Origin of the sequence: Pseudomonas sp. LABIM340 (assembly GCF_040017195.2) — a bacterium.
Taxonomy (GTDB): Bacteria; Pseudomonadota; Gammaproteobacteria; order Pseudomonadales; family Pseudomonadaceae; genus Pseudomonas.
Genome location: NZ_CM200227.1, coordinates 1,161,269 through 1,184,013, shown reverse-complemented (window position 1 = coordinate 1,184,013; position 22,745 = coordinate 1,161,269). Strand labels below are relative to the sequence as shown.

Here is a 22,745-nt window from a genome sequence, read left to right as displayed (position 1 = left end):
CTAGCTCAATACCTGCGCAGGCGGCGAAGCATTCGCCACGGTATACAAGCACAGGTGCAAGCCGCTAACGTAAAGCAAAGCCGTCTATAGAGGAAGGATTCGCGTGGAACAGTCCCTCACCACCTGGTTGCTGCCGCTACTCGCCCTGATCGTCGGGGTCGGCATCGGCTTTCTGATCGCCCGCCTTCTGCCCAACGCCGCGCCCAACAAGCTGCAGCGTCAGGTGGACGACATGCAGGATCGTTTCGATAGCTACCAGCGCGAAGTGGTGACCCACTTCAGCACCTCCGCCAGCCTGATGAAGAAGCTCACCCAGAGCTATCAGGATGTGCAGGAACACCTGTCCGAAGGCGCCGAGCGCCTGGCCCTGGACGAACAGACCAAGCAGCGCCTGCTGGCCGCCCTGCACGCCGACGAGTACCCCGAGCGCCGCGAGCGCCTGACGCCGCCGGCGAACAACGAAGCGCCGCGCGACTACGCGCCCAAGACCGGCGACGGTCCGGGCACTCTGGACGAGACGTACGGGCTGAAGAGCAAGTACTGATCGCTCGCACCAAAGAAAGAGCCCCGCCGATGCGGGGCTTTTTCATTCAGGCGGCCAGAATTACCAGCGGAAGGTCACGCTGCCCAGCAGCGTGCGCTCCTCGCCCCAGTAGCAGCGCCCGGCGTTGTTGCAGCCGGCGACGTATTCCTTGTCCAGCAGGTTCTTCGCGTTCACCTCGGCGGACCAGTGTTCGTCGAGCTGGTAGCCGATCAGGGCATCCACCAGGGTCACATCGCCGGTATCCAGCTTGCCGTACAGCGATGCCGGGGTGTAGGCGAAGGTGCTGTCGAAGTGCCTCACACCACCGCCCACACGCAGCCCCTTGAGATAGCCGTCGAGGAAGCGGTAGGTGCCCCAGGCCGACGCCTGGTTGCGCGGTACGCCGGTCATCTGGTGGTCCTCCAGCAGCGAGCCGGGGGAATCCTTGGTGATCCGCGAGTCGGTATAGGTGTAGGACGCGGTCAGGCTGAGGTTCTCGGTGATGTCGCTGTTGACCTCCATCTCCAGCCCCTTGGAACGGCTTTCACCCACCTGCCGGTAGTCGCCGACTGTGCTGTCGTAGATCACGTCGTCGGTCTTGCGCAGGTCGTAGACCGAGGCGGTCATCGAGGTGTTCCAGCCTTTGGGCTCGTACTTCACGCCAACTTCGTACTGCTCGCTGGTGGTCGGGTCGAGGGTGCCGGACTTGCTCGAGGTCTGCTGGGTCGGCGCAAAGGCGGTGGAGTAGCTGACGTAGGGCGACAGGCCATTGTCGAACTGGTACATCAGGCCGGCCTGCCAGGTGAAGTCGTGGTCCCAGTAGTCGAGGTCGGCCAGGCCGTTGGTGGTACCGGCGCGGTTGCGGTACTGGCTGTTGACCTCGTCGAGGCGTCCGCCGAGCAGGGCGATCCAGTTGTCGTAGCGCGTCTGCAGCTGGCCGTAGAGGCCGTACATCTTCTGTTCCAGCAACGCGTCCTGCACGTGGATCGGCGTGGTTGGTCTGGTCGTCCACACCGGATCGAACACGTTCACCGTGCCACCGGCGCCCGCGTCCCAGTCCTGGTTGAACGAGGTGCGGTCGAAGCTCGCGCCCACCAGCACGGTATTGGCCAGTTCGCCGGACTGGAAGTGTCCCTCGAACTGGTTGTCCAGCGAGTAGGTCATCGACTTGTTGTAGCGGTCGTAGGCGGTGTTATTGACGTTGGTGCCGAAGCCACCGTTGTTCAGGCTGCCCGGCCACATTTCGCGGCGATCGATGCGCGATTGCATGTAGCGCGAGTTCTGGCGGAACTGCCAGGTGTCGTTGAACTGATGACTGAACTCGTAGCCCAGGGTCCAGGCTTCGCGCTCGAACTTGTCCCAGTCCGGATTGCCGGACAGCGTGTCCTTGTCGATCTTGCCGTTGGGGTTGTGCAGCAAGGTGCCCGCCGCCGGGTAGCCCAGCTCCATCAGCGTGCGGTCGCGCTGGTAGGTCGAAAGCAGGGTCAGCGAGGTGGCGTCGTCGAAATTGAAGGTCATCGACGGGGCGATATAGAGGCGGTCGTCCGGCTGGTGATCGACCTGGGTGTCGGAGTCGCGACCGAGCATCACCACGCGACCGAGGATATTGCCTTCGTCGGTCAGCGGGCCGGAGACGTCGACGCCCAGCTGCTTGCGATCATGGGAGCCGTAGGTGAGCTGGACCTCGCCGCGCGGATCAACGGTCGGGCGCTTGCTGACCAGATTGACGATGCCGCCGGGCGCATTCTCGCCGTAGAGGATCGAGGTCGGGCCGCGAAACACCTCGACGCGCTCCAGGCCATAGGGTTCGCTGGTGGTGTCGTAGCGGTTGCCCTGCACGCGCAGGCCGTCGCGCAGCAGGCCGTAGCCCCAGTCGGTAGCGTTGAAGCCGCGAATGAAGAACAGGTCACCGGCCAGACCATCACCGGCGGCGAACGGCGGGGCGAAGATGCCCGGTACGTAGCCCAGCACATCGGTCAGGGTCTGCGACTGCTGGTCCTCCATGCGCTGGCGGGTCACCACCGAGATCGAGCGCGGCGTCTCCGCCAGGGAAGTGCTGGTCTTGCCAGCCGTGGAGCTGACCTTGGCGTTGTAGCCGTTGTCATCCTGCTGCGCGCCAGCAGCACCTGTGCCGATAATTGAGGTCGAATCCATCTGCAGCACGGCGCCATTCGGGTCCGGTTGCAGCACGTAGCCGCCGGACTCCTGTGGCACCGCCTGCAGGCCGGTGCCATCGAGCAGCAACGCCAGGGCGCGCTCGACGCTGTAGCGACCATCGAGGCCCTTGCTGGACTTGCCGGCGGTCAGGTCGTTGTGGCCGACCAGGTAGATTCCGGCCTGGCTGCTGAACTGGTTGAGCGAGGCCGCCAGGGCGCCCGGCGCGATGTGGTATTCGCGCAGAGCGGTCTGCTCCGTGCCGGAAGCTGCCTGCGCGGGCGAGCTCAGGGGCAGCGCAGCAACGCTGCAGAGCGACAACGAGATGGCCAGCGCCAGCGGCCGCCGGGCGAAGCGGCGCGAGTAGGAAGTGGGCGAGTGCATGGAATTCCCTGGTTCGGTGCAGTGGGTAAAAGTGCGTTTCTGTGGAATGACCGAACGGGAAACTGAAAAGGGAACCGCAGCGGAAAGTTTTTTCGCGATGAGTCAGACAGACTCGATGCTGACCCACCAGGGCGTCAGGCGCTGGACCTTCACCGGCAGCGCCGCCGCCAGCAGACGCAGCGCCTGATCGCTGTCGTCCAGCGGGAAGGCGCCCATCACCGGCAGCTGCGCGACTGCCGGATCACAGCCCAGGTAACCGTGGCGATAGCGTCCCAGCTCCTCGACCAACTGCCCCAGCGACATGTTCTCGGCGGTGAGCACGTGGCGCACCCAGGACTCCCCCGCCGTCTGTGCCGCCGACACCTCGCCGATGGCAAGGCGTGTGAAGTCGACGCGCTGGCCGGCCTCCAGCACCCGCCGCTCGCCGCTGTCCGCCGTGCGGATTTCCACCGCGCCGCTGTAGACGTTGAGACGCGTAGCGTCGCCCAGTTGCCGTACCGCGAAGCGCGTCCCCAGCGCGCGCAGGCGCCCCTGCTCGGTGTCAACGAGGAAGGGCCGATGCGCGGCGTCTTTGGCGGTGTCCACCAGGACTTCGCCGAAGCGCAGTCGCAGCAGGCGCTGGTCCGGGCTGAAATCAGCATCGACCGCACTGATCGCCGCCAGCCAGAGGTGCGTGCCATCGGCGAGGATTGCCTCGCGGGTCTCAGCGGTACTGGTGCTGTAGTCGGCGCTCCAGCCCTGCACCAGCCTCGGCAAGGTCGTGCCGCGCCAGGTGCCCCAGCCGAGCAACAGGCCGCCGCTGAGCACTAGCAGGCTCTTGAGCCCCTGGCGACGCGAAAGCTGACGCTCGCCACTGCTCTTGAGTACCCGCCCCGCCAGTTGCCGCTCACCCTGTAATGGCGCGAAGCGTTGGCCTATGCGCTCGACGTAATGCCAGGCGGCCTGGTGCTCGGCGTGCAGGTCGAACCACTGGCGCCATTGCGCGTGGAGTTGCGCGCTGGGATTTTCATCCTGCAGCAGCACGTACCAGTTCGCCGCCTGCTGCAGGCTGGCGTGGCTGAGTTTGTTTTGGTCGCTGTTCACTCCACCAGTACTCCGTCCAGCTCGGCTTCGAGCACCGCACAATGCAGGAAGGCCTGGGCGAGATACTTCTTCACCATGCGCTCGGACACCCCCAGCTCCACGGCGATTTCGCGGTACGGCAAGCCATCGACCTGCGCCAGCAGGAAGGCCCGGCGCACCCTGGCGGGCAGGCGCAGCAGCATCGCGTCGACCTGGTGCAGGGTCTCCAGGATCAACGCCAGTTGTTCGGGCGACGACTGCACCGCTTCGGGCTGCGCGGCCAGGGACTCCAGCCACGCCTGCTCCAGCTGCTGGCGGCGCCACTGGTCGATCACCAAGCCGCGGGCAATGGTCGCGAGGTAGCTACGCGGCTGGTCGAGATACACCACGACGCCCTTGGCACGCACCGTGAGCACGCGCAGGAAAGTGTCCTGGGCAAGGTCGGCAGCACGCTGCGAGCAGCCGGTCTTGCGCCGAATCCAGCCTTGCAGCCAACCATGGTGATCGACGTAGAGGCGGTGCATGTCGTGATCCGCGAGTTGTGTACGACCCAGTAGCGACACCACCGCACCTGCTATTCAGCAAATAATAATCAGTCGCATTATATGCAGGAGCCGATCGACGGCAATAGCCATCTGCCAGTGAATGTTCGCGGCGCGAAACAATCGGCCGGGCAGCCCACTGCAACGGCCTCCAACAGAAACGCCAGGCATGAAAAAGCCCCGCAGGTGCGGGGCTTTTTTCCGTTCAACGCTGTGCGATCAGATCGCGCCGCGCTGGCGGAGCAGGTCGAGGACTGCCTTGACGCCCTCTTCCACCGACTGGCTCTGGGTGTCGATCACCAGATCGGCATCCAGCGGTACGTCGAACGGGAAGGACTCGCCCGGGATGTTGTCCTGGCCAGCGGCGTACAGGCCCTGCGGGTCACGCTCACGGCAGACCTGCGGGGAAGCCTGGACGTAGACGGTGATCAGGCGCTCTGCGCCAATCAGCGTCTTGGCGCGCTCGCGACCTTCGGCGCTCGGGGCGACGAAGGCGCACAGGCTGATCAGGCCGGCCTCGTTGAACTGCTTGGCCACATGAGCGGTGCGCAGCCAGTTCTCGGTGCGACCAGCGCGATCCTGCGGCAGCCCCTTGTTCAGGTCATGACGCAGGTTCTGGCCATCCAGCACATAGACCGCGCGGCCCATGTCGAACAGCTTGCGCTCCACCGCGTATGCCAGAGTGCTCTTGCCCGCCCCGGAAAGACCGCTGAACAGCACGCTGGCCGGTTGCTGGCCGAAACGTGCTGCGCGCTCTTCCCGAGCTACATGGGCGTTGGCACCATGGTGTACAGCGGTGCCGTGGCTCGACTGCGGGGCGGCGATGATCATGCCGGCACCAACGGTGCCGTTGGTCAGGCGGTCGATGACGATGAAGGCACCGGTGGTGCGATTCTGCTCGTAGCCGTCCAGTGCGATGGACGCATCCAGGCTGACCTTCACGCGGGCGATCTCGTTGAGCTTGAGTTCGCTGGCGGCGGTCTCTTCCAGGGTGTTCACATCGACCTTGTGGGTGATGCTCGGAATCGAGCCTGGCACGTAGCTGGTGGCGCGCTTGATGTCGTACTTCTTGCCCGGCAGCATCGGCTCTTCGGCCATCCACACCAGCATGGCGTCGAAGCCGTCGGTGACCTGCGGACGGTTGTCGGCGTGAACCAGCATGTCGCCGCGGGAGACGTCGATCTCGTCCTCCAGGGTCAGAGTGACGGCCTGGCCGGGGCCGGCCTGTTCCAGTTCACCCTCGTAGGTAACGATGGACTTGACCTTGCTGCCCTTGCCGGACGGCAGGGCAATGACTTCGTCGCCCTTGCGCACGATGCCGCTCGCCAGGGTGCCGGCGAAGCCGCGGAAGTTCAGGTTCGGACGGTTGACGTACTGCACCGGGAAGCGCATGTCGTCGAGGTTGCGGTCGCCCGCGACTTCCACGGTCTCGAGGATTTCCATCAGCGACTGGCCGGTGTACCACGGCGAGCGCTCGGACTTGTTGACCACGTTGTCGCCCTTCAGCGCCGACATCGGCACGAAGTGCAGGGAGTTGGTCTTGAGGTTGATCTTGTCGGCGAACTGCAGGTAGTCGGCCTTGATCTGCTCGAAGACGCCCTCGTCGAAGCCCTTGAGATCCATCTTGTTGATGGCCACGACGATGTGCTTGATGCCCAGCAGCGAGGCGATGAAGCTGTGCCGGCGGGTCTGGGTCTGCACACCGTAACGGGCGTCGATCAGGATGATGGCCAGGTCACAGGTGGACGCACCGGTGGCCATGTTGCGGGTGTACTGCTCATGGCCGGGGGTGTCGGCAATGATGAACTTGCGCTTGGCGGTGCTGAAGTAGCGGTACGCCACGTCGATGGTGATGCCCTGCTCGCGCTCGGCCTGCAGGCCGTCGACCAGCAGCGCCAGGTCGACGTCATCGCCGGTGGTGCCGACTTTCTTCGAGTCGCGGGTGATGGCCTCGAGGTGGTCCTCGTAGATCATCTTGGAGTCGTGCAGCAGGCGCCCGATCAGGGTGCTCTTGCCGTCGTCGACGTTGCCGCAGGTGAGGAAGCGCAGGAGTTCCTTGCGCTCGTGCTGGGCCAGGTAGGCGAGGATGTCCTCGCTGATCAGATCGGATTGATGCGACATGGTGCGAGAACCTTAGAAGTAGCCCTGACGTTTCTTTTCTTCCATCGAACCGGCGGCATCGTGGTCAATGACCCGGCCCTGGCGTTCGGAAGTTCGCGTCAGCAGCATTTCCTGGATGATTTCCGGCAGCGAAGTAGCGGTGGACTCCACCGCGCCGGTCAGCGGGTAGCAGCCCAGGGTACGGAAACGCACCATCTTCTTCTGGATGCTGGCCTTCTGCTCGGGCGTGAGGTGCTCGAGGATGCGCTCGTCGTCGATCATGATCAGCGAGCCGTTCATCTCGATGACTTCGCGCTCGGCGGCGAAGTACAGCGGCACGATCGGGATCTGTTCCAGGTAGATGTATTGCCAGATGTCCAGCTCGGTCCAGTTCGACAGCGGGAAGACGCGGATCGATTCGCCCTTCTTCACCTTGCCGTTGTAGACGTTCCACAGCTCCGGACGCTGGTTCTTCGGATCCCAGCGGTGCTTGCTGTCACGGAAGGAGTAGACGCGCTCCTTGGCGCGGGACTTCTCCTCGTCGCGGCGGGCACCACCGAAGGCGGCATCGAAGCCGTGCTTGTCGAGGGCCTGCTTGAGGCCTTCGGTCTTCATGATGTCGGTGTGCTTGGCGCTGCCGTGGGTGAACGGGTTGATGTCCTGAGCCACGCCATCGGGGTTGATGTGGGTGATCAGGTCCAGGCCCAGTTCCTCGACCATCTTGGTGCGGAAGCTGTACATCTCCTGGAATTTCCAGCGGGTGTCGACATGCATCACCGGGAAAGGCAGCTTGCCGGGGAAGAAGGCCTTGCGCGCGAGGTGAAGCATCACCGCGCTGTCCTTGCCGATCGAGTACAGCATCACCGGGTTGTCGAACTCGGCGGCGACCTCGCGGATGATGTGGATGCTCTCGGCCTCCAGCTGTTTCAGATGCGTCAGTTTGTCGACCATGGCTACTCACGGAATTGCTTATGGACGGCCGGCGGGCCGTAGACGAGCGCGCACTCTATCACAGCGCAAGGCTCTAACCGGCGAGCGGGTTATACCGAAAAAATATACTGATATAGCCATACGCGCTCAGTGTAAAAACCGCTTTCAACCGGCGCCTGAAGGGGTGCTTCCGAGGCACCCGAACGAGGCGCCGCAAAGGCGCAAATGCCATCTCGGAAACAGCCTCGGGACTTTTCCTGCAACAGAGTCAGCGACTTCCACGATGCTCTCCCGGCTTGTGCCCGGCCGGCACTGCGCTAGCATAGCGGCACGTTTTCCTGTCCCAGAAGATTTCCCATGCGCCGCATCGCTTTCGCCCTGCCTCTGCTTGTCCTCATCTCCGCGTGCAGCAGCAAACCGACTCCCGCTCCGCAGCCGGCCCAGAAGCCGAAGACACCGACCCTGATCACGCCCAGCGCCCATCCGGCGTTCGGCTCGGTGCAGCCGATCACCCCGCTGCGTGGCGATTACGCGAACAATGCCAACGCCAATCGCTTCATCGACATGATGGTGAGCAAGCACGGCTTCAACCGGCAAGACCTGCACGACCTGTTCGCCCAGACACAGGAACTGGACTGGGTGATCCGCCTGATGGACCGCCAGGCGCCGACCTACACCCCGCCCAGCGGCCCGAACGGCGCATGGCTGCGTTACCGGAAGAAGTTCATCACCCCGGACAACGTGCAGAAGGGCGTGCAGTTCTGGGACCAGTATGAGGCCGACCTGCAGCGCGCCTCGCGCACCTATGGCGTGCCGGCGGAAATCATCGTCGGCATCATCGGCGTGGAAACCCGCTGGGGCCGTGTGATGGGCAAGACGCGGATCATCGACGCGCTGGCCACCCTGTCCTTCTCCTACCCGCGCCGCGCCGAGTTCTTCAGCGGCGAGCTGGAGCAGTTCCTCCTGCAGGCGCGCAAGGAAGGCGACAATCCGCTGGAAATGCGCGGCTCCTACGCCGGCGCCATGGGCTACGGGCAGTTCATGCCCTCCTCCTTCACCCAATACGCGGTGGACTTCGACGGCGACGGCCACCGCGACCTGTGGAACCCACGCGACGCCATCGGCAGCGTGGCCAACTACTTCAAGCAACACGGCTGGGTCACCGGCGACGCGGTGGCGATCCCCGCGATCGGCCAGGCGCGCTCGCTGGAAGACGGCTTCAAGACCCAGTACCCCATCAGCGTGCTGGCCAACGCCGGCCTGCGCCCGCAGGGCTCGCTGGGCAACCACCAGAGCGCCAGCCTGCTGCGCCTGGACATGGGCAACACCTACCAGTACTGGTATGGCCTGCCGAACTTCTTCGTGATCACCCGCTACAACCACAGCACGCACTACGCCATGGCGGTGTGGGAGCTGGGCAAGGCGGTCGACCGCCAGCGCCACGGCTACCGCTGAGACGCACACAAAAAAGCCGGCTCGATGAGCCGGCTTTTTTCATGGCGCCGAAGCATCAGGCCGGGTTCGGGCAATCGATGAACAGATGCTCGATGGCGAAGCGCTTGGCCAGGTAATCCCCCAGCGCCTGCACGCCGTAGCGCTCGGTGGCATGGTGGCCGGCGGCGATGAAGCTGATGCCGTTCTCCCGCGCGCTGTGTACGGTCTGCTCGGAGACTTCGCCAGTCAGATAGGCATCGACGCCAGCGGCAATCGCCTGATCGATATAGCCCTGGGCACCACCGGTGCACCAGGCGATGCGGCGGATCGGCTGGCCGCCATCCACCAGCAGCGGCTCGCGGCCCAGCACGTCGCGCACATGCAGCGCGAGATCGCTCGGCAACATGGGTTCGGCGAGCGAACCGACCAGCACGATGGAGCGCGGGTTGCCCGGCTCCAGCGGCCCCTCGATCTCGAAGCCGAGCTGGCGGCCCAGTTGCACGTTGTTACCCACTTCAGCATGCAGGTCCAGCGGCAGGTGATAGGCCAGCAGGCTGATGTCGTTGTTCAGCAGGGTCTTCAGGCGACGCTGCTTCATGCCCACCACGCGGGCATCCTCGCCCTTCCAGAAATAGCCGTGGTGGACCAGCACCACATCGGCGCCCGCTTCCACGGCAGCATCCAGCAGCGCCTGGCTGGCGGTGACACCGGAAACGATGCGACGCACCTGCGGGCGGCCCTCGACCTGCAGGCCGTTGGGGCAGTAATCCTGGATCTTCGCCGCATCGAGAAAACGGTCCGCTTCCTCGACCAGCGTGCTCAGTGCGATTGCCATCGAAATTCCTCCAACATCGGCTGCGAGCGTCTATTTTCTTGGCTCGCCGCCCGTATAATGGCCGCCACCCTATCGGCCATCCCCCGGCCAAGCAACCCCAAGGATTTTCTTCGATGCTGAAGGCCCTGCGTTTCCTCGGCTGGCCCGTGCTGGTTGGCGTCCTGTTGGCGCTACTGATCATCCAGCATAACCCGCAATGGGTCGGCCTTCCGCAGCAGGAAGTGCACCTGCAGCAAGCTCCCCTGCTCAGCCGCCTGCAGCAGGGTCCGGTCAGCTACGCCGACGCCGTGACCCGCTCCTCGCCGGCCGTGGCCAACCTGTACACCACCAAAATGGTGAGCAAGCCGAACAACTCGATGCTCGACGACCCGCTGTTCCGGCGCTTCTTCGGCGATAACCTGCCGCAGCAGAAGCGCATGGAGTCGAGCCTGGGTTCGGCAGTGATCATGAGCCCGGAAGGCTACCTGCTGACCAACAACCACGTGACCTCCGGCGCCGACCAGATCGTCGTGGCCCTGCGCGACGGCCGCGAGACCATCGCCCGCCTGGTGGGCAGCGATCCGGAGACCGACCTCGCGGTGCTGAAGATCGACCTCAAGGACCTGCCCTCGATCATGCTCGGCCGCTCCGATGGCATCCGCACCGGCGACGTCTGCCTGGCCATCGGCAACCCCTTCGGCGTCGGCCAGACCGTCACCATGGGCATCATCAGCGCCACCGGCCGCAACCAGCTGGGCCTGAACACCTACGAAGACTTCATCCAGACCGACGCGGCGATCAACCCGGGCAACTCCGGCGGCGCGCTGGTGGACGCCAACGGCAACCTGATCGGCATCAACACCGCGATCTTCTCCAAGTCCGGCGGTTCCCAGGGCATCGGCTTCGCCATCCCGACCAAGCTGGCCCTGGAGGTCATGCAGTCGATCATCGAGCACGGCCAGGTGATCCGCGGCTGGCTCGGCGTCGAGGTACAACCACTGACCCCGGAACTGGCCGAGTCCTTCGACCTCAAGGACAAGGCCGGCATCGTCGTCGCTGGTGTCTACCGCGACGGCCCCGCCGCCAAGGGCGGACTGCTGCCGGGCGACATCATCCTGAACATCGATGGCGAGGCCGCCAGCGATGGCCGCCGCTCGATGAACCAGGTCGCGCGCACCAAGCCGGGCGAAAAGATCACCATCGAAGTGCTGCGCAACGGCAAGCCGGTGACGCTCAACGCCGAAGTCGGCCTGCGCCCGCCGCCCGCCCCGAACGGCAACTGATGCCGTGCTCTTTTCCAGACCAATGAAAAACGGCGCCCAAGGGCGCCGTTTTCTTTTCCAGCGACAGCCTTACAGCTTCAGCCGCAGCGCATCGATCAGAGCCTGGTTCTGCTCCTCGGTGCCGATGCTGATGCGCAGAAACTGGTTGATCCGCTGCTGCTTGAAGTGACGCACGATCACGCCTTCCTCACGCAGGGCTGCAGCCAGTTCGGCGCCATCGCGCTGCGGGTGGCGGGCGAAGATGAAATTCGCCGCCGACGGCAGTACGTCGAAGCCCAGGGTCTTGAGCTCGGTCACCAGCTTCTCGCGGCTGTGGATAACCGCATTGCAGGTCTGTTCGAAATAGGCCTGGTCCTCGAAGGACGCCACCGCGCCGGCCAGCGCCAGGCGGTCAAGCGGGTAGGAGTTGAAGCTGTTCTTCACCCGCTCCAGCGCTTCGATCAAGTCCTCGTGGCCGACCGCGAAGCCGACCCGCAGGCCCGCCAGCGAACGGGACTTGGACAGGGTTTGCGCCACCAGCAGGTTCGGGTAACGGCTGACCAGGGAAATTGCAGTCTCGCCACCGAAGTCGACGTAGGCCTCGTCCACCAGCACCACGCTGTCCGGGCTCGCCTGCAGCAGGCGCTCGATGGCTTCGAGCGGCAGCAGGCAACCGGTCGGCGCGTTGGGGTTGGGGAAGATGATGCCACCATTCGGGCGCGCGTATTCATCGACACGAATCTGGAACTGCTCGTCCAGCGGCAGCGCTTCGAAGTCGATGCCGTAGAGGCCGCAGTAGACCGGGTAGAAGCTGTAGGTCACGTCCGGGAACAGCAGCGGCTTGCCGTGCTGGAACAGCGCGTGGAAGGCGTGAGCCAACACTTCGTCCGAACCGTTGCCGACGAAGACCTGGGAGGTCTTCACGCCGTGGTACTCGGCGATGGTCTGCTTCAGGCGGTCGGCGTTCGGGTCCGGGTACAGGCGCAGCGTGTCGTTCAGCTCGGCCTGGATTGCGGCAACCACCTTCGGCGACGGGCCGTAGGGGTTCTCGTTGGTGTTCAGCTTGACCAACTTGGCCAGCTTCGGCTGCTCGCCCGGAACGTAGGGCACCAGTTCCTTGACGAAGGGACTCCAGAACTTGCTCATGGGTTACTCACTCTTGCCGTCAAGGATGCGGAATTCGGCGCTGCGCGCGTGGGCGGTCAGCGACTCGCCACGGGCCAGGATCGATGCGGTCTTGCCCAGCTCGGAAGCACCCGGCGCGGAGCAGAAAATGATCGAGGAACGCTTCTGGAAGTCATACACGCCCAGCGGCGAGGAGAAGCGCGCAGTGCCGGAAGTCGGCAGCACGTGGTTCGGCCCGGCGCAGTAATCGCCCAGCGCCTCGGCGGTGTAGCGGCCCATGAAGATGGCGCCGGCGTGACGGATCTTCGGCAGCCAGCTTTCCGGGTCTTCCACCGACAGCTCCAGGTGTTCCGGGGCAATGCGGTTGGCGACCTGGCAGGCCTGCTCCTGGTCAGCGACGAGGATCAGCGCGCCGCGGTTGGTCAGCGAAGTGCGGATGATCTCGGCGCGCTCCATGGTCGGCAGCAGCTTCTCGATGCTGGCGGCGACCTTGTCGAGGAAAGCGGCGTCCGGGCTGACCAGGATCGACTGGGCGTCCTCGTCGTGCTCGGCCTGGGAGAACAGGTCCATGGCGATCCAGTCCGGATCGGTGCCGCCATCGCAGACCACGAGGATTTCAGAGGGACCGGCGATCATGTCGATGCCGACCTGGCCGAACACGTGGCGCTTGGCGGTGGCGACGTAGATGTTGCCCGGGCCGACGATCTTGTCCACCTGCGGCACGCTCTCGGTGCCATAGGCCAGCGCGGCCACGGCCTGGGCGCCGCCAATGGTGAAGACGCGGTCGACGCCGGCGATGCAGGCGGCGGCCAGGACAATCTCGTTGATCTCGCCACGCGGGGTCGGAACGACCATCACCACTTCGTTAACGCCGGCGACCTTGGCCGGAATGGCGTTCATCAGCACGGAAGACGGATAGGACGCCTTGCCGCCGGGCACATACAGGCCGGCGCGGTCCAGCGGAGTGACCTGCTGACCAAGCACGGTGCCGTCGGCTTCGGTGTAGCGCCAGGAGTCCTGCTTCTGCTTCTCGTGGTAGCTGCGCACACGTTCGGCAGCAGTTTCCAGAGCTTCGCGCTGGGCCGGGGTGATGCGGGTCAGGGCCAGCTCCAGGCGCTCGCGCGGCAGGATCAGGTCGGCCATGGTCTTGGCATCGACACCGTCGAAGCGCTGGGTGAACTCGACCACGGCGGCATCACCGCGCTTGCGCACGTCGGCGATGATGTCCAGGACGCGCTGGTTCACCGACTCGTCGGACACGCTTTCCCAGGAGAGTAGATGGTCCAGATGACGCGCGAAGTCCGGATCGGCGGCGTTGAGTCGACGGATAGCGAAGGGTGCGGTCATAGCTGGCCTCTTTAATTGGCATGATCTCGGGCGCCGCAAGACTATCAAGCCTTCCGTGCGGGCACCCGAGAAAATTTGGCTATGACACGGATAGGCGGCCGCGACCGAAGTCGCGGTATGAATTACGCCCGGTGTCGAGACTCCACTGCTTCGCGCAGGGTGTCGATCAGGGCCTGGATGCGCGCGTGCTGCATCTTCATCGAGGCCTTGTTCACGACCAGGCGCGAGCTGATGTGTGCGATCAGTTCCTGGGGCTCCAGGCCGTTCGCACGCAGGGTGTTGCCGGTGTCGACCACGTCGATGATCTTGTCGGCGAGGCCGACCAGCGGTGCCAGCTCCATGGAGCCGTACAGCTTGATCACGTCGACCTGGCGGCCCTGTTCGGCGTAGTAGCGCTTGGCGACATTGACGAACTTGGTGGCCACGCGCAGGCGGCCCTTGGGCTCCGGCGCGCCGACCGCACCGGCGGTCATCAGCTTGCAGTTGGCGATCTTCAGGTCCAGCGGCTCGTAGAGGCCCTGGCCACCGTACTCCATGAGTACGTCTTTACCCGCGACGCCGAGGTCGGCAGCGCCGTGCTCGACATAGGTCGGCACGTCGGTGGCGCGCACGATCAGCAGGCGCACGTCATCGAGGGTGGTGGGGATGATCAGCTTGCGGCTCTTGTCCGGATTCTCGGTCGGCACGATGCCCGCCGCTGCGAGCAGCGGCAGGGTGTCGTCGAGGATACGGCCCTTGGACAGGGCAATCGTCAGCATTGTCTGGCTCAGCCCTAGCCCGGTACGCGGCGAATCTTCGCCCCGAGCAGTTGCAGTTTCTCTTCGATGCACTCGTAACCACGGTCGATGTGGTAGATGCGGTCGATCATGGTATCGCCGTCAGCCACCAGGGCTGCGATCACCAGGCTGGCGGAAGCACGCAGGTCGGTCGCCATGACCGGTGCGCCCTTGAGCTGCGGAACGCCGGTGACGATGGCGGTGTTGCCCTCGACCAGGATCTGCGCGCCCATGCGGTTCATCTCGTAGACGTGCATGAAGCGGTTCTCGAACACGGTCTCGATGACCGCGCCGGTGCCTTCGGCTATGGCGTTCAGGGAGATGAACTGGGCCTGCATGTCAGTCGGGAATGCCGGGTACGGCGCGGTACGAAGGTTCACCGCCTTCGGCCGGTTGCCCTTCATGTCCAGCTCGATCCAGTTGCTGCCGGTGGTGATGTGCGCGCCGGCTTCGACCAGCTTGGCCAGCACAGCCTCGAGGATGGTCGGATCGGTGTCCTTGAGCTTGACGCGGCCACCGGTGGCCGCTGCGGCGACCAGGTAGGTACCGGTCTCGATGCGGTCGGGCATGACGCTGTACTTGGCGCCGCCGCCCAGGCTTTTCACACCGTTGACCACGATGGTGTCGGTACCGGCGCCCTGCACGTCACCGCCCATGGCGTTGATGAAGTTCGCCAGGTCGACGACCTCGGGCTCGCGCGCGGCGTTTTCCAGCACGGAGCGGCCATTGGCAAGGGCCGCGGCCATCATGATGTTCTCGGTACCGGTCACGGAGACGGTATCGAAGAAGAAGTGCGCACCCTTCAGGCCGCCGGCCGGAGCCTTGGCCTTGATGTAGCCGCCTTCGACATCGATCTGCGCGCCCATGGCTTCCAGGCCGCGGATGTGCAGGTCCACCGGACGCGAGCCGATGGCGCAGCCGCCGGGCAGCGCGACTTCGGCCTCACCGAAGCGGGCGACCATCGGGCCGAGCACGAGGATCGACGCACGCATGGTCTTGACCAGCTCGTACGGCGCCACCAGGGTCTTGATGGTGCTGGCATCGACTTCGACGTTGAGCTTCTCGTCGATGATCGGCTGCACGCCCATGCGACCGAACAGCTCGATCATGGTGGTAATGTCGTGCAGGTGCGGCAGGTTGCAGACGGTCACCGGGGTGTCCGCCAGCAGGGTCGCGGCGAGAATCGGCAGCGCCGAGTTCTTCGCGCCGGAGATGCGGATCTCGCCATCGAGACGAGTGCCGCCGGTAATGATCAGTTTATCCATTGCTATTTTCCCCGTGGGCTCAGGAACGCTCGGCCCAGGCGGCGCGGCTGAAGAATTTCATGGTGACGGCATGGATGGCGCCGGAGGCGATCCACTCGTTCAGGTGGGCATAGATCTGTTGCTGGCGCTTGACCGGGCTCAGACCGGCGAGCTCGTCGCTGATCAGGTTCAGCTGGAAATTGCAGCCTTCGCCTTCCACTTCGATCTGGGTACCTGGGAGTTTCGATTCCAGGAAGTTTTTGACTTCTACGGCCTGCATGCTCAACCTCGTTCGGCGCCCTACGCGCGCGGGTCGGCCATGATACAAAAAAGCCCCCCGCCTGCGAACCCCGGCAGGGGAAGTCGCGGACGGAGGGCCTTTTCAGTGTTTCAATGCTGTAACGGCAGGATCTCCAGGAGTTCGCCAACCTTGGCGATTTCCTGCATGTCCTTGGGCAGGCCGGAGATCTGCAACGTCTTGCCGGCCTTGCGCGCATCACGGGTATAGGACAGCAGCAGCGACAATCCGACGCTACTGGAGTGCTCGACCGCCGAGCAGTCCAGACGCAGCGCGCCGGCCTTGCTGGAAGCGATCAGCCGCGCCCCCTGCTGACGCAGCGCGGGGCCGGTGCTGTAGTCCAGCACGCCGGCGAGGACCAGGTCGCCCTCGCTCCGCTCCGTGATACTGCCCTGACTCATTCTGCGCCGCCTTCCGGCTGGCCCTTGGCAGCGTCCTTGGCCTTGGCGACCACCTGACCCCAACCGGCGATGGTGGCTTCCAGGTCGTTGCGATTCTTCTGCATGGAGTCGGCGAACTGGTCACGGAACAGCTTGCCGATGTTGATGCCGTTGATGATCACGTTACGCAGACGCCAGCTGCCACCCTGGTTGACCATGGTGTACTGCACCGGATAGACGGCACCGTTGCCACCGATCACTTCCATGTTCACCGAAGCGCGGTCCTGCTCCTGCTTGCCAGTGTTCAGCACGCGGATGTCCTGGTTGTCGTACTCCAGCAGCGCGTTGCCGTAGAACTGGAACAGGCTGTTCTTGAAGGTTTCCTCGAAGCGCTTGACCTGCTCCGGAGTCGCCTGACGGGAGTACTTGACCGTCATCACGCCCTTGGCGATGCCCTCGGAATCCACGACCGGACCGAGAATGCGGTTCAGGGTGTCGTAGAACGCCTGGGGATTGGCCTTGTAGCTGGCCTTGTTGGTCTTCAGGTCCGACAGCAGGCTGTCGACGGTCTGCTGCACGACCTGCTGAGCGGTCTGCTCGGCCTGGGCGAACAGCGGCAGGACCGCGAGCAGAACCAGGAAGCCACGGCGCAAGGTTTTCAACATGGAGTGAGTCCTCATTTCTTCGAGTCGTCTTTGTTGACCGAATTCAGCAGGAACTTGCCGATCAGGTCTTCCAGCACGAGTGCCGACTGGGTGTCCTTGATGGTATCGCCTTCCTTCAGCAGCTCTTCATCGCCACCGACGCTGATGCCGATGTACTTCTCGCCCAGCAGGCCGGCGGTCAGGATCGAAGCGGTGGAGTCGTCCGGCAGGTTGTTGACCTGGCGATTGATCTCCATGGTCACACGACCACGATAGCTGTCATGGTCCAGGTCCACCGCAGTGACCTTGCCGATGGTGACGCCAGCCATGGTGACTTTGCCACGCACGGTGACGCCGGCGATATTGTCGAAATAGGCATACAGCTTGTAGGTATCGCCCGAATTGCCGATGGTCAGTCCGCTGACACGCAGGGCCAGCAGCAGCAGGGCCAGCAGGCCGGCCAGAATGAACAGGCCTACACCGATTTCCAGGGTGCGGGTTTGCATCAGAAGTCTCCAAACATCAAGGCGGTCAGGATGAAGTCCAGCCCCAGCACGGCCAGGGAGGCATACACAACGGTACGGGTGGTGGCGCGGCTGATCCCCTCGGAGGTGGGTTCGCAGTCATAACCCTGGAACACGGCGATCCAGGTCACGACGAAGGCGAACACCACGCTCTTGATCACGCCATTGAGAATGTCCTTGGTGAACTGCACGCTGTTCTGCATGTTCGACCAATACGAACCGTCATACACACCCAGCCAGTCCACGGCGACCAGGGCTCCGCCCCAGATGCCGACGACACTGAAGATAGCTGCCAGCAGCGGCATCGAGATGAAGCCCGCCCACAGGCGCGGAGCGATGATGTACTTGAGCGGGTCGACGCCGATCATCTCCAGGCTGGACAGCTGCTCTGTGGATTTCATGTTGCCGATCTCGGCGGTCAGCGCGGAACCCGCGCGCCCGGCGAACAACAGACCAGTCACCACCGGTCCCAGTTCACGCAGCAGCGTCAGCGCGACCATCTGGCCGACCGCCTGCTCGGAGCCGTAGCTCGCCAGGATGTTGTAGCCCTGCAGGGCCAGCACCATGCCGATGAACAGGCCGGAGACGACGATGATCGCCAGCGACAGCACGCCCACCGAATACAGCTGCTTGAGCAGCAGCTGGAAGGCGCCGCTGTGCACACGGCGACCGAAGATGGCGTGCACCAGGAACAGGGTCGAACGGCCCAGCGATTCGAGGACATCGAGGCCCGCACGCCCGAGCAGGCGAACTCGCTCGAGCGGTGAAGTCTTGCGCATCAACGTTCTCCCAGCAGGTCGGCGCGGTAATCGCGAGCAGGATAGTGGAACGGCACCGGACCATCCGGGATGCCCTTCATGAACTGACGAACCCGCGGATCATCGAGACCCTGCAGGTCAGCCGGCGTTCCGTGACCGAGCACGCGGCCGTCGCCGACGATATAGATGTAGTCGGCGATGCTCGCGGTTTCCGCGAGGTCGTGGGACACCACGATGCTGGTGATCCCCAGGGCATCGTTGAGCAGGCGGATCAGGCGCACCAGCACGCCCATGGCGATCGGGTCCTGGCCCACGAAAGGCTCGTCGTACATCAGGATCTGCGGATCCAGCGCGATGGCGCGGGCCAGCGCCACGCGACGCTTCATGCCGCCGGACAGCTCATCCGGCATCAGCTCGACGGCTCCGCGCAGGCCCACGGCCTGCAACTTCATCAGCACGATGTCACGAATCATGTCTTCGGGCAGCTCAGTGTGCACGCGCAGCGGGAAGGCCACGTTCTCGAAGACATCGAGGTCGGTGAACAGCGCGCCGCTCTGGAACAGCACGCCAAACTGCTTGCGCATGTCGAACAGGTCGCTGCGGCCCAGCGTGGGGAGGTTCTGGCCATTGACCCACACTTCGCCGCTCGCCGGCCGCAGCTGGGCGGCGATCAGTCGCAACAGGGTGGTCTTGCCACAACCTGACGGTCCCATGATCCCGGTGACCTTGCCGCGTGGAATGCGGATGTCCACGTTATCGAAAATCTTACGCGTGCCACGCTTGAAGCTCAGGCCCTTCAGCTCGACCGCGTATTGGTCATTGGTGCTCATAGAACTCCTTTCATCACGGCGCTGTCCGTTGCCCCGTCTGTCACACGGCAGAAACACGGCGCGGCAGGCCGAACGGCCGCGAACTATAACACCCCGCGAAGCCACGCCCCAAGGGCTGCTAAGCCACTGTTAAGGCTCAGTTCAGCAAAATGCGCTCAACATTGAGATACCAGTGGTGAAGCCTTTACCGCTTTCCCGTTATAATCTCGCACTTCATTTTGCCCCGCGCCTTTCGAACATGAGCCAGAAACACGATTTCATCCAATCGGCACAACGCACCATCCGCCTCGAGCGTGACTCGGTGGACGCTCTGCTGCCGCGCATTGGCGCCGATTTCTCCCTGGCCTGCGAGCTGCTGCTGGCCTGCAAGGGCCGCGTGGTCGTGGTCGGCATGGGCAAGTCCGGGCACATCGCCCGCAAGATTGCCGCCACCCTGGCCAGCACCGGCACCCCGTCCTTCTTCGTACACCCGGCCGAGGCCAGCCACGGCGACATGGGCATGATCACCAAGGACGACGTTGTCCTGGCCCTGTCCAACTCCGGCTCCACCGCGGAAATCATCACCCTGCTGCCGCTGATCAAGCGCCTGGGCATCACCCTGATCAGCATGACCGGCAACGCCGAGTCGCCGCTGGCCAAGGCCGCCGAGGTCAACCTCGACGCCAGCGTGGAGCATGAAGCCTGCTCGCTGAACCTGGCGCCGACCTCCTCCACCACGGTTTCCCTGGTGATCGGCGACGCGCTTGCCATCGCCCTGCTGGAAGCCCGCGGCTTCACCGCCGAAGACTTCGCTTTCTCGCACCCGGGCGGCGCACTGGGCCGCCGATTGTTGCTGAAAGTGGAAAACATCATGCACGTGGGTGAAGCACTGCCGCAGGTTTCCCCCGGCACTTCGCTCAGCGGCGCGCTGCTGGAAATGACCCGCAAGGGCCTGGGCATGACCATCGTGCTCGGCGAGGACGGCCGCCTGGCCGGGATCTTCACCGACGGCGACCTGCGCCGCACCCTGGACAAGGGTCTGGACGTGCGCCAGGTGACCATCGACCAGGTGATGACCGTGCACGGCAAGACCGCCCGCCCGGACATGCTTGCCGCCGAAGCCCTGAAGATAATGGACGACCACAAGATCAACGTACTGGTGGTGGTCGACGACAAGGATCACCCGGTCGGCGTCCTGCACGTCCACGACCTGACCCGCGCGGGAGTCATCTGAATGACCGCCGACCTGCTGCAACGTGCGAAAGCGGTCCGCCTGGCGGTGTTCGACGTCGATGGCGTGCTCACCGACGGCAAGCTCTACTTCCTGCCCGACGGCGGCGAGTTCAAGACCTTCAACACCCTGGATGGCCAGGGCATCAAGATGCTGATGAACTCCGGCGTGCGCACCGCGATCATCACCGGTCGCTCGAGCCCGGTGGTCGAGCGTCGGGCGAAGAACCTGGGCATCAACCACCTGTACCAGGGCCGCGAGGACAAGCTGGTCGCCCTCGACGAGCTGCTCGCCGAACTGGGTCTAGGCTATGAAGAAGTCGCCTACCTGGGCGACGATCTGCCCGATCTGCCAGCCATTCGCCGTGCAGGCCTCGGCATGGCAGTCGCCAGCGGCGACGCTTTCGTCCGTCAGCACGCCGACGGTGTAACCCAGGCCCGTGGCGGCGAAGGTGCCGCCCGCGAGTTCTGCGAACTGATCCTGCGCGCCCAGGGCAACCTCGAAGCTGCCCAGAACGCGTATCTCTAGAGCCGAACATGCCCAAGACATTCCAACAGAAGCTGTTGTTCGCCCTGATCGCCATCGGGCTGATCGCCCTCGGCTATTACTGGAACGTGCGCCTGGACTTCAACGAGCGCCAGCTCAAGTCGCAGACCAGCGACGCCATCGATTTCTACGTGGTGAACGCCAAGAGCGTTCAGTACCGCGTCGACGGCTCCCTCGCCTACGAGATGACCGCCGACAAACTCGAACACCTGAAAGCAAGCGACGTGACCCTGGTTACCACGCCCGACCTCTACTTCCACCGGGAGAATGAGCCTCAGCCGTGGCACGTCCAGAGCGTTCGCGCCGAAGTGGCCCCCGAAGGCAAGCAGGTCGAGCTGATCGACGACGTGCGCGTCGCGCGCACCGACGCGCAGCAGCGCACGCTCCTGCTCAACACCTCGCGCATGACGGTGTTCCCAGACAAGGACTATGCGCAGACTGACCAGCCCGTGAAGATTACCGAACCCAACGGTGTGACCACGGCAGTTGGCATGAAAGCGTATCTGAAAGACAGCCGGATGCTCCTGCTGTCCAACGTAAGAGGTCAGCATGAGGCTCGTTAACACCCTCCCCCTTCTTTTCAGCCTCGCCGCCGCTATCGGCAGCTCTGCCGCCTGGGCTCTTCCCACCGACCGGGAACAGCCGATCCGCGTCCAGGCCGACAGCGCCGAACTGGATGACAAGCAGGGCGTGGCCGTGTATCGCGGCGACGTGGTGGTAACCCAGGGCAGCATGAAGCTGACTGGCAACACCGTTACGCTCAAGCAGAACAAGGACGGCGAAATCGAAGTCGTCACCTCGGTCGGCAAGCCCGCCTACTTCGAACAGAAGCCGGCGCCGGACAAGCAGATCACCCAGGCCTACGGCTTGACCATCCAGTACTTCGTCTCGCAGAACCGCGTCGTTCTGATCGACCAGGCCAAGGTGATCCAGGAAGGCAACACCTTCGAAGGCGAGAAGATCGTCTATGACACCCAGCGCCAGATCGTCAACGCAGGCCGCGCCACCGGCTCCCAGGTGACCACGCCGCGCCCGCGTATCGACATGGTCATCCAGCCCAAGAAAAAGCAGGATCAAGCGCAGTAATGGCTACGCTAACCGCCCAGCACCTCGCCAAGAGCTACAAGAGCCGGCAAGTCGTCCGCGACGTCAGCATGAGCATCGAGAGCGGGCAGATCGTCGGCCTGCTCGGCCCCAACGGAGCGGGCAAGACCACCTGCTTCTACATGATCGTCGGCCTGGTTCGCGCCGATCAGGGCGTCGTGCGCATCGACGAGCAGGATGTCACCCACCTGCCCATGCACGGCCGCGCCCGCGCCGGCATCGGCTACCTGCCGCAGGAAGCCTCGATCTTCCGCAAGCTGTCGGTGGCGGACAACATCGGCGCGATCCTCGAGACCCGCACCGACCTCGATCGCGCCGGCCGCCAGGAAGCCCTGGAAGGCCTGCTCGAGGAATTCCACATCCACCACATCCGTGACAACCTCGGCATGAGCCTGTCCGGTGGTGAGCGACGCCGCGTGGAAATCGCCCGCGCGCTGGCCAGTTCGCCGAAGTTCATCCTGCTGGACGAACCCTTCGCCGGCGTCGACCCCATCTCCGTGGGCGACATCAAGCAGATCATCCATCACCTCAAGGCCAAGGGCATCGGTGTACTGATCACCGACCACAACGTCCGCGAGACCCTGGACATCTGCGAAACGGCGTACATCGTCAACGACGGTCAGCTGATCGCCGAAGGCAGCGCCGAGAGCATCCTCGCCAACGACCTGGTGAAGGAAGTCTACCTGGGCCACGAGTTCCGCCTCTAAGGCCTGTCTCCAAGGCCCCGTGCCGCGCCCCTGCCAGGGCGTGGCAG

24 protein-coding genes are annotated in these 22,745 nt (G+C 64.2%); 8 read left to right on the top strand and 16 right to left on the bottom strand.

Going from position 1 to position 22,745, the window contains the following annotated elements; translation table 11 throughout:
- Positions 1–103: 103 nt before the first annotated feature.
- Positions 104–544 carry a Z-ring associated ZapG family protein gene (locus ABKS89_RS05715; RefSeq protein ID WP_045209602.1) on the top strand — a complete coding sequence of 147 codons (441 nt, stop codon included), beginning with the start codon at positions 104–106 and terminating at the stop codon, positions 542–544.
- 60 nt (positions 545–604) lie between these two features.
- Here the strand turns inward: ABKS89_RS05715 and ABKS89_RS05710 are convergent, their stop codons facing one another.
- From ABKS89_RS05710 to cysD, 5 genes are all read right to left on the bottom strand, one after another.
- Positions 605–3,061, bottom strand: a complete 2,457-nt coding sequence (locus tag ABKS89_RS05710; protein WP_348588042.1) for a TonB-dependent siderophore receptor — start codon at positions 3,059–3,061, stop codon at positions 605–607.
- A 102-nt stretch (positions 3,062–3,163) separates the two neighbouring features.
- Positions 3,164–4,144 carry a FecR domain-containing protein gene (locus ABKS89_RS05705; RefSeq protein ID WP_138212295.1) on the bottom strand — a complete coding sequence of 327 codons (981 nt, stop codon included), beginning with the start codon at positions 4,142–4,144 and terminating at the stop codon, positions 3,164–3,166.
- Positions 4,141–4,647: a sigma-70 family RNA polymerase sigma factor gene (locus tag ABKS89_RS05700; RefSeq protein WP_348588043.1), complete on the bottom strand. Its 507-nt coding sequence runs from the start codon at positions 4,645–4,647 to the stop codon at positions 4,141–4,143. The genes ABKS89_RS05705 and ABKS89_RS05700 overlap by 4 nt, the downstream gene beginning before the upstream one ends.
- Before the next feature lie 237 nt (positions 4,648–4,884).
- Positions 4,885–6,786: a sulfate adenylyltransferase subunit CysN gene (gene cysN, locus ABKS89_RS05695; RefSeq protein ID WP_348588044.1), complete on the bottom strand. Its 1,902-nt coding sequence runs from the start codon at positions 6,784–6,786 to the stop codon at positions 4,885–4,887.
- A gap of 12 nt (positions 6,787–6,798) precedes the next feature.
- Positions 6,799–7,716 carry a sulfate adenylyltransferase subunit CysD gene (cysD, locus tag ABKS89_RS05690; RefSeq protein ID WP_045209600.1) on the bottom strand — a complete coding sequence of 306 codons (918 nt, stop codon included), beginning with the start codon at positions 7,714–7,716 and terminating at the stop codon, positions 6,799–6,801.
- A 336-nt stretch (positions 7,717–8,052) separates the two neighbouring features.
- Between cysD and mltB the strand changes: the two genes are divergently transcribed.
- Positions 8,053–9,150: a lytic murein transglycosylase B gene (gene mltB, locus ABKS89_RS05685; protein ID WP_348588045.1), complete on the top strand. Its 1,098-nt coding sequence runs from the start codon at positions 8,053–8,055 to the stop codon at positions 9,148–9,150.
- 55 nt (positions 9,151–9,205) lie between these two features.
- Here the strand turns inward: mltB and ABKS89_RS05680 are convergent, their stop codons facing one another.
- Positions 9,206–9,964 carry a Nif3-like dinuclear metal center hexameric protein gene (locus ABKS89_RS05680; RefSeq protein WP_348588046.1) on the bottom strand — a complete coding sequence of 253 codons (759 nt, stop codon included), beginning with the start codon at positions 9,962–9,964 and terminating at the stop codon, positions 9,206–9,208.
- A 113-nt stretch (positions 9,965–10,077) separates the two neighbouring features.
- Between ABKS89_RS05680 and algW the strand changes: the two genes are divergently transcribed.
- Positions 10,078–11,226 carry a Do family serine endopeptidase AlgW gene (gene algW, locus ABKS89_RS05675; RefSeq protein ID WP_348588047.1) on the top strand — a complete coding sequence of 383 codons (1,149 nt, stop codon included), beginning with the start codon at positions 10,078–10,080 and terminating at the stop codon, positions 11,224–11,226.
- A 69-nt stretch (positions 11,227–11,295) separates the two neighbouring features.
- Here algW and hisC read toward each other — a convergent pair whose 3' ends face one another.
- From hisC to ABKS89_RS05625, 10 genes are all read right to left on the bottom strand, one after another.
- Complete coding sequence (hisC, locus tag ABKS89_RS05670) at positions 11,296–12,351, bottom strand: histidinol-phosphate transaminase (RefSeq protein WP_348588048.1); 1,056 nt, start codon at positions 12,349–12,351, stop codon at positions 11,296–11,298.
- A 3-nt stretch (positions 12,352–12,354) separates the two neighbouring features.
- Positions 12,355–13,677, bottom strand: a complete 1,323-nt coding sequence (gene hisD, locus ABKS89_RS05665; protein WP_138212289.1) for a histidinol dehydrogenase — start codon at positions 13,675–13,677, stop codon at positions 12,355–12,357.
- A gap of 122 nt (positions 13,678–13,799) precedes the next feature.
- Positions 13,800–14,435: an ATP phosphoribosyltransferase gene (gene hisG / locus ABKS89_RS05660; RefSeq protein ID WP_017518137.1), complete on the bottom strand. Its 636-nt coding sequence runs from the start codon at positions 14,433–14,435 to the stop codon at positions 13,800–13,802.
- A gap of 14 nt (positions 14,436–14,449) precedes the next feature.
- Positions 14,450–15,718 (bottom strand): UDP-N-acetylglucosamine 1-carboxyvinyltransferase, encoded by a 1,269-nt coding sequence (gene murA, locus ABKS89_RS05655; protein ID WP_348588049.1) that lies wholly within the window; start codon positions 15,716–15,718, stop codon positions 14,450–14,452.
- 19 nt (positions 15,719–15,737) lie between these two features.
- On the bottom strand, positions 15,738–15,977 hold the full coding sequence (locus ABKS89_RS05650) for a BolA family protein (protein WP_017518139.1): 240 nt from the start codon (positions 15,975–15,977) through the stop codon (positions 15,738–15,740).
- 110 nt (positions 15,978–16,087) lie between these two features.
- Positions 16,088–16,396: an STAS domain-containing protein gene (locus ABKS89_RS05645; RefSeq protein ID WP_348588050.1), complete on the bottom strand. Its 309-nt coding sequence runs from the start codon at positions 16,394–16,396 to the stop codon at positions 16,088–16,090.
- Positions 16,393–17,040: a Tgt2/MlaC family protein gene (locus tag ABKS89_RS05640; protein ID WP_348588051.1), complete on the bottom strand. Its 648-nt coding sequence runs from the start codon at positions 17,038–17,040 to the stop codon at positions 16,393–16,395. Before ABKS89_RS05640 ends, ABKS89_RS05645 begins: the two co-directional genes overlap by 4 nt.
- Before the next feature lie 11 nt (positions 17,041–17,051).
- Entirely contained in the window at positions 17,052–17,525 is a 474-nt protein-coding gene (gene mlaD / locus ABKS89_RS05635; RefSeq protein WP_045209590.1) for an outer membrane lipid asymmetry maintenance protein MlaD, read from the bottom strand.
- The gene (gene mlaE / locus ABKS89_RS05630) at positions 17,525–18,322 is read right to left on the bottom strand and encodes a lipid asymmetry maintenance ABC transporter permease subunit MlaE (protein ID WP_138212285.1); all 798 of its coding nucleotides are present in this window, start codon (positions 18,320–18,322) and stop codon (positions 17,525–17,527) included. The genes mlaD and mlaE overlap by 1 nt, the downstream gene beginning before the upstream one ends.
- Positions 18,322–19,131 carry an ATP-binding cassette domain-containing protein gene (locus tag ABKS89_RS05625; protein ID WP_024766540.1) on the bottom strand — a complete coding sequence of 270 codons (810 nt, stop codon included), beginning with the start codon at positions 19,129–19,131 and terminating at the stop codon, positions 18,322–18,324. The genes mlaE and ABKS89_RS05625 overlap by 1 nt, the downstream gene beginning before the upstream one ends.
- Positions 19,132–19,369: 238 nt before the next feature.
- Here ABKS89_RS05625 and ABKS89_RS05620 point away from each other — a divergent pair, with 238 nt between their 5' ends.
- From ABKS89_RS05620 to lptB, 5 genes are read left to right on the top strand one after another with little or no spacing between them, the layout of a single operon-like run.
- Complete coding sequence (locus ABKS89_RS05620) at positions 19,370–20,344, top strand: KpsF/GutQ family sugar-phosphate isomerase (RefSeq protein ID WP_138212284.1); 975 nt, start codon at positions 19,370–19,372, stop codon at positions 20,342–20,344.
- A complete protein-coding gene (locus ABKS89_RS05615; RefSeq protein WP_138212283.1) occupies positions 20,345–20,869 on the top strand; it encodes a KdsC family phosphatase in 525 nt (174 codons plus the stop codon).
- A gap of 8 nt (positions 20,870–20,877) precedes the next feature.
- On the top strand, positions 20,878–21,450 hold the full coding sequence (gene lptC / locus ABKS89_RS05610; RefSeq protein ID WP_045209586.1) for an LPS export ABC transporter periplasmic protein LptC: 573 nt from the start codon (positions 20,878–20,880) through the stop codon (positions 21,448–21,450).
- On the top strand, positions 21,437–21,973 hold the full coding sequence (lptA, locus tag ABKS89_RS05605; protein ID WP_017518148.1) for a lipopolysaccharide transport periplasmic protein LptA: 537 nt from the start codon (positions 21,437–21,439) through the stop codon (positions 21,971–21,973). The genes lptC and lptA overlap by 14 nt, the downstream gene beginning before the upstream one ends.
- Positions 21,973–22,698: an LPS export ABC transporter ATP-binding protein gene (lptB, locus tag ABKS89_RS05600; RefSeq protein ID WP_081517456.1), complete on the top strand. Its 726-nt coding sequence runs from the start codon at positions 21,973–21,975 to the stop codon at positions 22,696–22,698. Before lptA ends, lptB begins: the two co-directional genes overlap by 1 nt.
- The last annotated feature ends 47 nt before the right edge of the window (positions 22,699–22,745 follow it).